This window comes from Cupriavidus respiraculi (assembly GCF_914271545.1).
Taxonomy (GTDB): domain Bacteria; phylum Pseudomonadota; class Gammaproteobacteria; order Burkholderiales; family Burkholderiaceae; genus Cupriavidus; species Cupriavidus respiraculi.
On sequence record NZ_CAJZAH010000003.1, the window covers coordinates 341,862 to 354,038 of the forward strand.

The window sequence follows — 12,177 nt, forward strand, 5'->3', positions numbered from 1 at the left end:
GCATGATGCTGTGACATTTGTAAGTGTGTGTAATTCCCTGCTTACCTGAGGGTTATGCGCGGGGATTGGCAATGCGCCCCGACGAGCGCGGCACACTTTGCTACAGTACGCGCCTTCCCCCATATATCAAGTTAAGTAGCGGAGATCGTCTTGAGCCTTACCGTTGACCAGGTTACCGAAGCCCTGCGAACCGTGATCGACCCCAACACGGGCCGGGATCTGGTGTCCTCGCGATCCGCCCGCAATATCCGCGTCGATGGCGGAGACGTCACATTGGACGTCGAGCTGGGCTATCCCGGCAAGAGCCAGCTGGATCCCATCCGCAAGCTGGTGATCGCGGCCCTTCGCCAGCTCCCGGGCGTCAGCAATGTCAGCGTCGCCGTCACCATGAACATCGTTGCGCATTCGGTGCAGCGTGGCGTGAAACTGCTTCCTGGCGTCAAGAACGTGATCGCCGTGGCCTCCGGCAAGGGCGGCGTCGGCAAATCGACCACCGCCGTGAACCTCGCCCTGGCCCTCGCCGCGGAAGGCGCACGCGTGGGCATGCTGGACGCCGATATCTACGGTCCGAGCCTGCCCATGATGCTGGGCATCGATGGCCGCCCGGAATCGGCCGATGGCCAGACCATGGAGCCGCTGGAAGGGCACGGCCTGCAGGCCAATTCCATCGGTTTCCTGATCGAACAGGACAACCCGATGGTCTGGCGCGGCCCCATGGTCACCTCGGCGCTGGAGCAACTGCTGCGCCAGACCAACTGGAAGGATCTGGACTACCTGATCGTCGACATGCCCCCCGGCACCGGCGATATCCAGCTGACCCTGTCGCAGAAGGTGCCGGTCACCGGGGCCGTGATCGTGACCACGCCGCAGGACATCGCGCTGCTGGATGCGCGCAAGGGCCTGAAGATGTTCGAGAAGGTCGGCATTCCGATCCTCGGCATCGTGGAGAACATGGCGGTCTATTGCTGCTCCAACTGCGGCCACGTCGAACATATCTTCGGCGAGGGCGGCGGCGAGCGCATGTGTGCTGAATATGGCGTGGACCTGCTGGGCAGCCTGCCGCTGACCCGCTCGGTGCGCGAGCAGGCCGATTCCGGCCGACCGACGGTGGTGGCCGAGCCGGATAGCCCGATCTCCGAGCTGTATCGCGGCATCGCCCGGAAGGTGGCCATCAAGGTCGCCGACAAGGCGCGCGATATGACCAGCAAGTTTCCGAGCATCGTGGTGCAGAACATCTGAGCGATGGCACAGCAGCAACCGCGGGGCCAGGATCCCGCAGCATTGTCGACGGCCGGCACCACGCCGGAGCCGGCCGGCCGTCCCTCGGTCACCATGGCCGTGGTGATGCGCAAGGTCGCGCTGGCCAGCCGCTGGCAGCCCTGGAAGTGGGAGCTGGAGGCCGTGCTGCCCGACCTGGGCCTGTTCGGCACCGTGCCGCACTGTCTCCAGGACGATGAGGCCGGCGCGCGCTGGCTCCATCCCGGCTACGAGGTCACGCTGTTCTTCGACCAGGCCGAGGGGTATTACCTGAACCTGTCGTCCGCCGCGCCCTGCTGGTTCGTGCTGTGGCGCCTGGACGAGGAAAGTCCGGAAGAGGAGCGGCGCCCCCGCCCGATGGAAGTGTCGCTGTCGTACAACGAGGCGGGCCGCTGGCTCGACGCGGGCGAGACGGTCGAAAACGTGCCGCTTGCGGCCGAGCAGATCGCGTGGCTGCAGGCATATGTGGACCAGCACTACCGGCCCGAGCCGAAGCAGCGGCGCCGGCCGGAGTCCTTCAAGGCGCCGGGCGAGCGCGCCAAGTATTGAGATGAGCGATTCTTCCTTCCTGTCGCGCTGGTCGCGCCGCAAGGTCGCGGTGCGCGAGGGCAAGGCGGTGCCGAACGAGCCGCCGGCTCCGGTGGTCGCGACGCCGCCCCCCGCGCCTGTCGGCGAGCCCGCGCTGGCAGTGGAAGCCGCGCCCGCCGAACCGCTGCCCACGCTGGACGATGCCGCGCTGCTCAAGCCGGGCGACAATATTGCCCGCTTCGTGGCCAGCGGCGTGGACCAGGCCGTCAAGCGCGCGGCGCTCAAGACGCTGTTCGCCGATCCGCATTTCAACGTGATGGACGGTCTCGATATCTATATCGACGACTACAGCAAGTCCGAGCCCATCCCGATGGACGTGCTGCGCCGCATGCGTCAGTCCGAGGCGCTCGGCTTGTTCGAGCCCACCGACGAGGAGCGCGAAGCCGCGCGCGCCGCGCAGGCCGCCCTCGAGTCCGGGCCAGCCGGCAGCGAGATGGCCGCGGCCGAGCCGGCCGCCGAACCGGCCGATGTCGCCGAGCCGCAGGAGACGCCCGTGGAAGCCGCGCCGCCAGCGCTGGCGGCCAACGAGGCTGGCCCCGCCGCGGCCGGGACCGGCGACGAGTTGTCCGCCCCGCGGCCGGCTGCGGATAAACCTGCGTAGCAACGGGGCCTTCGCGGCCCTACAATAGCCATCCCCACAAAACCGCCGGACCGCGGACCCGCCCTGAAGAGGCGGGCGGACGAACCGGCAAGCAGTAGTACCGATGCCAACCCTGATCTGCAATTGCAACGACACGATGCCGCTTGACGGGGCGGCGCTGTCGGGCAAATCCCCCACTGGTTCCTCGACGACCCAGCCACCGACCAAGGTGCACCGCCTGCTGTGCCGCCGCGAGATCGGCGATTTCACCGCCGCGCTGGATGGCGCGGACGATGTAATCGTGGCCTGCACCCAGGAACGCCAGCTGTTTACCGAGGTCGCCGCCCAGACCGCCGCGCGCGGCGTGGTCACCGCGCCGGTGCGCTTCGTCAATATCCGGGAAACCGGCGGCTGGTCGCAAGGCGCGCGGCGCGATCCCAAGACCGCCAACGCCAAGATCGCCGCCTTGCTGGCGGCCGCGGCGCTGCCCGATCCGGAGCCGGTGCCGGTGGTCGACTACCGCTCGGGCGGCAATGTCCTGGTGCTGGGCCCGGCGGCCCGCGCGCTGCCGTGGGCGGCGAAGCTGGCCGAATCTCCGCTGGAAGTGTCGGTGCTGCTGACCGACGCCGGCAAGCCGCACTCGGGCGGCGCGGCGCAACCCGCCGAGCGCGCCTATCCGGTCTACAGCGGCCGGCTTGCCGGCCTGAACGGCTGGCTCGGCGCCTTCGAGGCGTCGTGGGAGACCGGGGCGGGGCGCGGCAATCCGATCGACCTGGACCTGTGCACACGCTGCAATGCCTGCATCGATGCCTGTCCCGAGGGCGCGATCGACTTCACTTATCAGATCGACCTGTCACGCTGTGATGCGAACCGTGCCTGCGTCAAGGCCTGCGGCGCCGCGGCCGCGATCGATTTCGACCGCCCGGCCGCCACCGTCACGGAGCGCTTCGACCTGGTCTTCGACCTGAACGACGCGCCCGCCTTTGCCATGCACGCGCCGCCGCAGGGTTACCTGCATGCGGGCGCCGACGCCGCGCGCCAGCAGGCGCTTGCGCTGACGCTGGTCCAGCTCGTGGGCGAATTCGAGAAGCCGAAATTCTTCCAGTACAAGGAATCGATCTGCGCGCACGGCCGCAACCAGACCACCGGCTGCAGCGCCTGCATCGACATTTGCTCCGCCGAGGCCATCCGTTCGGACTGGCGCGACGGCAAGGGCCGCATCGAGGTCGCGCCGAACCTGTGCATGGGCTGCGGCGCCTGCACGACCGTCTGCCCGACCGGCGCCATCAGCTACGCCTATCCGAAGCCCGACTATTTTGGCGAGCGGCTGCGCACGCTGCTCTCGACGTACCGCGCCGCCGGCGGGCGCGACGCCGTGCTGATGCTGCACGGCGAGGAATACGGCAACGCGCCGATCCTGGCACTGGGCCGTGCCGCGCGCGCGGGCCAGGCCCAGGGCATTCCGGCCAACGTGATCCCCGTCCCGGTGTTCCATCCGGCCTCCGTCGGCCTGGAACTGTGGCTGGCCGCGCTGTGCTGGGGCGCGGACCGCGTCGCGGTGATGCTGACCGGCGACGAGGCCCCGCAATATCGCGCCGCGCTGGCCGAGCAGATGGCGGTGGGACAAGCCATCCTGGAAGGCCTTGGGTATCGCGGCCAGTTCCTGTCGCTGGTCGAGGCGCCGGACGTCCCCACGCTCGACGTTCAGCTGGCGGCCCTGCGGCCCAACCGCGCCACCGTCGAGGTGGCGGGCTTCCGCGCCGCGGCGGCCAAGCGCGAAACCCTGGGCTTCGCGGTCGATCATCTGATGCGCCACGCCCCCGTGCCGGCCATTAGCGTGCCGCTGCCCGCGGGCGCGCCGCTGGGCGCCGTCGCGGTCGATACGCAGCGCTGCACGCTGTGCATGGCATGCGTGGGTGCCTGTCCCTCGCAGGCCCTGCGCGACAACGCTGACCGCCCGGTGCTGGCCTTCCTCGAGCGCAATTGCGTGCAATGCGGCCTGTGCGAGAGCACCTGTCCGGAGGACGCCATCTCGCTGGTGCCCCGGCTGGTCGCCACCGAGGAGGCGCGCCGCGTGGTCACCCTCAACGAGACCAAGCCGTTCCATTGCATTCGCTGCGCCAAGCCGTTCGGCACCGCCCAGATGGTCAACGCGATGCTGGCCCGGCTGGCGAGCCACCCGGCCTTCGCCGGGGCGGCGGCGGACCGGCTGCGCATGTGCAGCGATTGCCGGGTCGTCGACATGGTCGAAAAAGACAGCGGCGCCGCCACCGGCGCGACCCTGCAGTAAGGTACACGGCGCCTTTTGGGCGCCGTGTCCTGTTTCCATCAGCACGCAACCATCACGAGATGACCGATTTCCAGCCCATCCAGCTGACCGCCCCCGCGCCGACGGAGCAGGCCGAAGACACCGCCCGCGCCGATTTATACGGCCTGTTTGCCACGCTGTTCTACCGGGCGCCGGATGCGGCGATGCTGCACCATATCGCTGCGAACCGTGCGGCGGACGAGGACGCGGCGACGCCGCTGGGGCATGCCTGGAACGGGCTGTGCGACGCGGCCTCGACCACGAGCGCGGCCGAGGCCGACGACGAATACCAGCGGCTGTTCGTCGGGGTCGGCAAGCCGGACGTCTTTCTCTATGGCTCGTATTACGTGGCGGGCTTTCTGAACGAGCGGCCGCTGGTGGCGCTGCGCGAGGATCTGGCGCGTTACGGGCTGGAGCGCCACGACGATGTCAGCGAGACCGAGGACCATATCGCCACGCTATGCGAGGTGATGCGCTTCCTGGTGGCCGGCGACGATTTGTCGGTGTCCAACCTGGGCGAGCAGCAGCGTTTTTTTGCCCGTCATGTGCAGCCCTGGGCCGAGACGCTGTGCGACACCATCGCCAATCACCCGCAGGCGCGCTTCTATGCGAGCGCGGCGGAATTGCTCAAGGCGTTCGTCGCGGTCGAGGCGGTGGCACTGGAAATGAATTGATGCATCGCGGCGAGCGGTTAATCAAAATCGCGTCGCGCTGTCAAGGATTTGTGCAACGCGGAACGTTGCTCAAAGTAAGGAAAAACCCGTGGTTAGCATGGTCTTTCGTTTCATATCAATCTAGAATACGCAAAACAATACATAACTAGATTGGTAATCGGTAGGTCATTACCGAGGAGCCCCACATGAAAGAGAAACAGCATCGGGTCGCACGTCGTCATTTTCTGGCTGGCGCAGGCGTTGTTGCCGCCGCCGCCGGCACCGCGGCCCTGACCTCGCGCGTTCCGTCCGCGCCTACACCCGTGGCCTCCCTCCCGGAGGTCGAGCCCAGCGACAGCAAGGGCTACCGGGTTTCAGAACACATTCGAAAGTACTACCGAACGACGCTGGTGTGATCGGCGCCGCGTTGATACGCGGCGTTTTTCCGCTTTCGTTCGACTCTGAGGTGAGACGACATGATCTTGACCCGCAAGCGTGCGGCGCAGGCCGGCGCATCCACGCAATCCGCTGACGCGCTGGTTGCCCGGGCACATACCGCCGCAACGTCTTCTGCCGGCCGCCTGTCGGCGCGGCTGTCCGCCAGCCTGGCCGGCGCGATGCCGACCATGGACCGCCGCAGCTTCCTGAAGCGCTCGGGCATTGGCGTGGGCGCCGGCCTGGCGGCATCGCAGCTGAACCTGATCCGCAAGGCCGATGCGGCCGACGGCAAGGCCGCCGGCACCGGCGGCGGCGATATCGTGGTGCGCCGCACGGTCTGCGGCCACTGCTCGGTGGGCTGCGCGGTCGATGCCGTGGTGCAGAACGGCGTGTGGGTACGGCAGGAGCCGGTGTTCGATTCGCCCATCAACATGGGTGCCCACTGCGCCAAGGGCGCGGCGCTGCGCGAGCACGGCCACGGCGAATACCGCCTGAAGTATCCGATGAAGCTGGTCAACGGCAAGTACCAGCGCATCAGCTGGGACCAGGCGCTCGACGAGATCACGGCGAAGATGAAGACAATCCGCCAGGAGACCGGCCCGGATTCGATGTTCTTCGTCGGCTCGTCCAAGCACAACAACGAGCAGTCGTATCTGCTGCGCAAGTGGGTGTCGTTCTTCGGCACCAACAATACCGACCACCAGGCGCGTATCTGCCACTCCACCACCGTGGCGGGCGTGGCGAATACCTGGGGCTACGGCGCGATGACGAACTCGTACAACGATATGCAGAACGCCAAGGCGGCGTTGTATATCGGTTCGAACGCGGCCGAAGCGCACCCCGTGTCGATGCTGCATCTGCTGCACGCCAAGGAAAACGGCTGCAAAGTGATCGTGGTCGATCCGCGCTACACCCGCACGGCCGCCAAGGCGGAACAGTACGTACGCATTCGCTCGGGCACCGATATCGCTTTCCTGTTCGGCGTGATGTACCACATCTTCCAGAACGGCTGGGAAGACAAGAAGTACATCAACGACCGCGTCTATGGCATGGACAAGGTCCGCGAGGAAGTCCTCGCCAAGTGGACCCCGGACAAGGTCGAGGAAGTCTGCGGCGTGCCCGAGGCGCAGGTGTTCAAGGTCGCCGAGACCATGGCCATGAACCGTCCCAGCACGCTGGTGTGGTGCATGGGCCAGACCCAGCACACGATCGGCAATGCCATCGTGCGCGCGTCGTGCCTGGTGCAGCTGGCGCTGGGCAATATCGGCGTGTCCGGTGGCGGCGCGAATATCTTCCGCGGCCACGACAACGTGCAGGGCGCGACCGACGTCGGCCCGAACCCGGACTCGCTGCCGGGCTACTACGGCCTGGCGACCGGCGCCTGGAAGCACTACGCGGCGGTGTGGGACGTCGACTACGAGTGGATCAAGAAGCAGTACGTCTCGCAGGCGATGATGGAGAAGTCCGGTACCACGGTATCGCGCTGGATCGACATCGTCACCGAGAAGAACGAGCTGATCGACCAGGACAACAACGTGCGCGGCGTGTTCTTCTGGGGCCATGCCCCGAACTCGCAGACGCGCGGCCTGGAAATGAAGAAGGCGCTGGACAAGCTGGACCTGCTGGTGGTGATCGACCCGTACCCGTCGGCGACCGCGGCCATGGCCAACATGCCGCCGGCCGAGGGCGACAAGGTCAATCCGAACCGCGCGGTCTACCTGCTGCCGGCCGCGACGCAGTTCGAGACCTCGGGTTCGTGCACCGCGTCCAACCGCTCGCTGCAATGGCGCGAGAAGGTCATCGAGCCGCTGTTCGAATCGATGCCCGATCACACGATCATGCAGGCCTTCGCCGACAAGCTCGGCTTTGGCAAGGAGCTGTCCAAGCACTACAAGATGATCGAGGTCAAGCGCGCGGGCCGCACCTGGGCCGAGCCCGAGGTGGAATCGATCCTGCGGGAGATCAACCGCTCGAACTGGACCATCGGCTACACCGGCCAGTCGCCGGAGCGCCTGAAGGCCCATATGCGCAACATGCATATGTTCGACGTGAAGACGCTGCGCTGCAAAGGCGGCAAGGACGCGGCCACGGGCTATGACATCACGGGCGACTACTTCGGGCTGCCGTGGCCGTGCTACGGCACGCCGGAACTGAAGCACCCGGGCTCGCCGAACCTGTACGACACCACCCGCCACGTGATGGACGGAGGCGGCAACTTCCGCGCGAACTTCGGCGTGGAGCGCGAGGGCGTGTCGCTGCTGGCCGAGGACGGCTCGCATTCCGTGGGCGCCGAGATCACGACCGGCTATCCCGAATTCGACCACGTGCTGCTGAAGAAGCTGGGCTGGTGGGACGAACTCACCGACGCCGAGAAGAAGGCCGCGGAAGGCAAGAACTGGAAGACCGACCTGTCCGGCGGCATCCAGCGCGTCGTCATGAAGAACCATGGCTGCCATCCGTTTGGCAACGCCAAGGCGCGTGCCGTGGTGTGGAACTTCCCCGATGCAATCCCGCAGCACCGGGAGCCGCTGTACTCGACGCGACCCGACATGGTCGCCAAGTACCCGACCCACGACGACAAGATGGCGTTCTGGCGCCTGCCGACGCTGTACAAGTCGGTGCAGCAGCGCAACATCGAGAACAAGCTCTATGAGAAATTCCCGATCATCCTGACGTCGGGCCGTCTGGTGGAGTACGAGGGCGGCGGCGAGGAAACCCGTTCGAACCCGTGGCTGGCGGAGCTGCAGCAGGAGAACTTCGTCGAGGTGAATCCGCGCGCCGCCGCGGCCCGCGGCATCCGCAACGGCGACTACTGCTGGGTGTCGACGCCGACCGGTGCGCGCCTGAAGGTGCGCGCCCTGGTGACGGAGCGCGTCGGCGAGGACACGGCATTCATCCCGTTCCACTTCTCCGGCTGGTGGCAGGGCAAGGACATGAAGGACTACTACCCCGAAGGCGCGATGCCCATCGTGCGGGGCGAGGCGGTCAACACCGCCACAACCTACGGCTATGACTCGGTGACCATGATGCAGGAAACCAAGACCACCATTTGCCAGATCGAGCGTTTCGCATAAGGGCGGGGAAAGACAATGGCACGCATGAAATTTATCTGTGACGCCGAGCGTTGCATCGAATGCAACAGCTGCGTCACCGCTTGCAAGAACGAGCACGAGGTTCCCTGGGGCGTCAACCGCCGCCGCGTGGTCACCGTCAACGACGGCGTCCAGGGCGCGGAAAAGTCCATCTCGGTCGCGTGCATGCACTGTTCGGACGCGCCGTGCATGGCGGTCTGCCCGGTGGACTGCTTCTACCGCACGGACGACGGCGTGGTGTTGCATGACAAGGACGTCTGCATCGGCTGCGGCTACTGCTCGTACGCCTGCCCGTTCGGCGCGCCGCAGTTCCCGAGCACCGGAACCTTCGGCGTGCGCGGCAAGATGGACAAATGCACGTTCTGCGCGGGCGGTCCGGAAGCCAACGGCTCCGAGGCCGAGTTCGACAAGTACGGCCGCAACCGCCTCGCGGAAGGCAAGCTGCCACTGTGCGCGGAGATGTGCTCGACCAAGGCGCTGCTCGGCGGCGACGGCGATGTGATCGCCGACATCCTGCGCAATCGTGTGATCAAGCGCGGCACCGGCGGCGACGTGTTCGGCTGGGGCACCGCGTATGGCAAGCCGACCAACGGACAGGGCGCGGCCGTCAGCCCCGCACCGGCAGGCACCCCCGCGCCGACCGGAGGCCAGCCGTCATGAAAGCCACCGTCCTGATGCTGCTCGCTGGCGGCGCGATGGCGCTCGCCGGCTGTGGAGAAAAGCCGCAGACCATCAGCGCCTCGCACAAGAAGTCCGATGCGCAGTCGTGGCAGGGCGCGCCCAACGATCCCTATGTGGTGAAGGGGTGGACGGCGGGCGACCAGACCAGCTGGCACAACCAGATCCGCGAGCGCAACCAGTACCAGAACGAATACAAGCGGATCCAATGAGGACCTGCCTGGACCCAGTCAGGATCCGTGGCGCCGGCCCAGCCGGTGTCCGCAGTCCGAAGGAGTGCACATGATCGCCAAGCTGATTCCGGCGCTGTCGGGCCGCATGGCCGCCGCCGCTTGCGCGCTGGCGCTGCTCGCGCCGGTGGGCGGCGCGCTGGCGCAATCGGAACCGGCGGCTCAGCCCGCGGTGAAGGAAGCTGCGCAGTCGGCGCCGCCGAAGACGATGCAGCCGACCGTCGGTTCGACGGCGGACACCAACAACCCGGCGACCCACCCGTCGCAGCCGCTGGCGGGCATCGCCTCGCAGAACATCTTCGACGTGCCGCAGCGGGATATCGCGGCCGAGGCCCGCGAGCAGCAGTCGCGCACCGTCACGCAGCCCGGCAACAATGCGCCGGTCTGGCGCGAGATCAATTCGGACCAGCGGCACTACAGCAGCCTGCCGGACAAGGAAGCGGGCGTGCTGATCCAGCGTACCGGCCAGTCATGGCGCCTGTTCCGCAACGGCGTGATCACGGTGTGGGGTGGCTGGCTGCTGGTGCTGGTGCCTGCCGCCATCCTGGCGTTCTTCGTCTGGAAGGGCACCATCCCGCTGAAGTCGCCGCGCACCGGCCGCATGATCGAGCGCTTCACGCCGCTGGAGCGCATCGTCCACTGGACCATGGCGATCGCCTTCGTCGTGCTGGCGGTCTCGGGCATCGTGATGCTGTTCGGCAAGCATTTCCTGTTGCCGCTGATGGGGCACACGCTGTTCGGCTGGCTGACCTACCTCCTGAAGAACGTCCATAACCTGGTGGGGCCGGTCTTCACGCTGTCGCTGATCGTCGGCTTCGTCATCTTCGTGCGCGACAACCTGCCAAGCCGCGACGACGTGCGCTGGGTGACCAGCCTGGGCGGCATCGTGTCGGGCAAGCATGTGCCGAGCGGGCGCTTCAACGCCGGCGAGAAGGCATGGTTCTGGGGCGGCCTGTTCCTGCTGGGACTCATCGTGTCGGCCTCCGGCTGGGTGCTGGACATGATCGTGCCGGGCATGGACTACTACCGTTCCACGATGCAGATCGCCAACGTGATCCACGGCATCGCCGCGATCGTGATGATGGCGATCTCCTTCGGCCATATCTACATGGGTACGGTCGGCATGGAAGGCGCCTATCGCGCGATGCGCGACGGCTACGTGGACGAGGCCTGGGCCAAGGAGCACCACGAGTTGTGGTACGACGATATCAAGGCCGGCAAGATTCCGGCGCAGCGCACCGTTCCCCGCGACGGCACGGCGTCGGCGCGCACGACCGAGGCATGAGCATCCCCGCGCCCTGAGCCAAGAGGGGCGCTTCGGCGCCCCTTCGTTCGCGGGCGCAACGACAATAACAAGGACCCTGAGATGATCCGCACCCTCCTTACCGTCGCTCTGTCGCTCGGCAGCGCTGCCGCGCTGGCCAAGCTGCCCCCGCCCACCGAGGCCCAGCAGCTCAAGGCGGAGCAGGCCAAGGCCAAGACCGCCTGGTCGGACAAGGTCGCCGCCTACCAGCTGTGCCGCGCCCAGGAACGTGCCGCGGCACGCTATCTTGGCGGCATGAAGTCCAAGGGCAAGGACGTGCCGGCTCCGGTGCCGACCGCGCCGTGCGCGGACCCGGGCCCGTTCGACGCACCGGCAGTGGCCGACGCGGCCAAGACCGCCGGCGGCCCCCTGACCGCCCCCGTCGGCGCGCCTTCCACCCAGAAGAGTTCGGCCGCGGCGCGCTGAGCGGGTGGATGGGCGGTACAATCCCCGCGGACAACACCGCGAGAGGAGGTTCTGCATGAAACGCGTACTTTTCGGTCTGGCAATCGTGGGCACCCTGGCTGGCTGCTCGCACATGGGCATGGGCGGCGGTGAATCGGCGTCGGCCAAGCTGGCACCCAAGAGCGGCTCGGCCACGCAAGGCACGGTGACGTTCACCCAGCATGGCGACCATGTCATGGTGAAGGCCGAGGTGACAGGCCTCTCGCCCAACAGCGAGCATGGCTTCCACGTGCACGAGAAGGGCGACTGCTCGGCACCGGACGCGATGAGCGCAGGCGGCCACTTCAATCCCGGCGGCAAGCCGCACGGCTCCAGTTCCGCTCCCGAACACCACGCCGGCGACATGCCGAACCTGAAGGCCGACGCCAACGGGCGGGCCCAAGCCACGTTCCACCTGACCGGCGTCACGGTGGCACCCGGACCGAACAGCGTCGTGGGCCGCGCCGCGGTGGTCCACAAGGACCCCGACGACTACAAGACCCAGCCCACCGGCAACTCCGGCGGCCGCATCGCCTGCGGCGTCATCGCCAAGTCCTGACGGGCATCGGACCGGCTCGCCGCCGGTCCCTCCCTTTCCGGGCGAAG

12 protein-coding genes are annotated in these 12,177 nt (G+C 67.2%); all 12 read left to right on the forward strand.

Translation table 11 applies throughout. The features are described 5' to 3' along the window. The first annotated feature begins 150 nt into the window (after positions 1-150). Positions 151-1,239: an iron-sulfur cluster carrier protein ApbC gene (gene apbC / locus LDO27_RS16670; RefSeq protein ID WP_224042852.1), complete on the forward strand. Its 1,089-nt coding sequence runs from the start codon at positions 151-153 to the stop codon at positions 1,237-1,239. A gap of 3 nt (positions 1,240-1,242) precedes the next feature. Continuing rightward, complete coding sequence (locus LDO27_RS16675; RefSeq protein ID WP_377747492.1) at positions 1,243-1,806, forward strand: DUF3305 domain-containing protein; 564 nt, start codon at positions 1,243-1,245, stop codon at positions 1,804-1,806. Position 1,807: 1 nt separating this feature from the next. Then, positions 1,808-2,446 (forward strand): DUF3306 domain-containing protein, encoded by a 639-nt coding sequence (locus LDO27_RS16680; protein WP_224042854.1) that lies wholly within the window; start codon positions 1,808-1,810, stop codon positions 2,444-2,446. Between the two features lie 103 nt (positions 2,447-2,549). Then, a complete protein-coding gene (locus LDO27_RS16685; protein WP_224042856.1) occupies positions 2,550-4,715 on the forward strand; it encodes a 4Fe-4S binding protein in 2,166 nt (721 codons plus the stop codon). A 59-nt stretch (positions 4,716-4,774) separates the two neighbouring features. Beyond that, a complete protein-coding gene (locus LDO27_RS16690; RefSeq protein ID WP_224042859.1) occupies positions 4,775-5,407 on the forward strand; it encodes a TorD/DmsD family molecular chaperone in 633 nt (210 codons plus the stop codon). 185 nt (positions 5,408-5,592) lie between these two features. Next, the gene (locus LDO27_RS16695) at positions 5,593-5,802 is read left to right on the forward strand and encodes a twin-arginine translocation signal domain-containing protein (protein WP_222208053.1); all 210 of its coding nucleotides are present in this window, start codon (positions 5,593-5,595) and stop codon (positions 5,800-5,802) included. Between the two features lie 60 nt (positions 5,803-5,862). Next, complete coding sequence (locus tag LDO27_RS16700) at positions 5,863-8,898, forward strand: molybdopterin-dependent oxidoreductase (RefSeq protein ID WP_224042861.1); 3,036 nt, start codon at positions 5,863-5,865, stop codon at positions 8,896-8,898. 15 nt (positions 8,899-8,913) lie between these two features. Continuing rightward, positions 8,914-9,576: a formate dehydrogenase FDH3 subunit beta gene (gene fdh3B, locus LDO27_RS16705; RefSeq protein WP_222208049.1), complete on the forward strand. Its 663-nt coding sequence runs from the start codon at positions 8,914-8,916 to the stop codon at positions 9,574-9,576. Next, on the forward strand, positions 9,573-9,806 hold the full coding sequence (locus tag LDO27_RS16710) for a hypothetical protein (RefSeq protein WP_222208047.1): 234 nt from the start codon (positions 9,573-9,575) through the stop codon (positions 9,804-9,806). The genes fdh3B and LDO27_RS16710 overlap by 4 nt, the downstream gene beginning before the upstream one ends. Positions 9,807-9,876: 70 nt before the next feature. Next, entirely contained in the window at positions 9,877-11,109 is a 1,233-nt protein-coding gene (locus LDO27_RS16715) for a formate dehydrogenase subunit gamma (protein ID WP_377747488.1), read from the forward strand. Positions 11,110-11,190: 81 nt separating this feature from the next. Next, positions 11,191-11,553 (forward strand): hypothetical protein, encoded by a 363-nt coding sequence (locus tag LDO27_RS16720; protein WP_224042863.1) that lies wholly within the window; start codon positions 11,191-11,193, stop codon positions 11,551-11,553. A gap of 55 nt (positions 11,554-11,608) precedes the next feature. Continuing rightward, positions 11,609-12,130, forward strand: a complete 522-nt coding sequence (locus tag LDO27_RS16725) for a superoxide dismutase family protein (protein WP_222208043.1) — start codon at positions 11,609-11,611, stop codon at positions 12,128-12,130. Positions 12,131-12,177 lie beyond the last annotated feature (47 nt).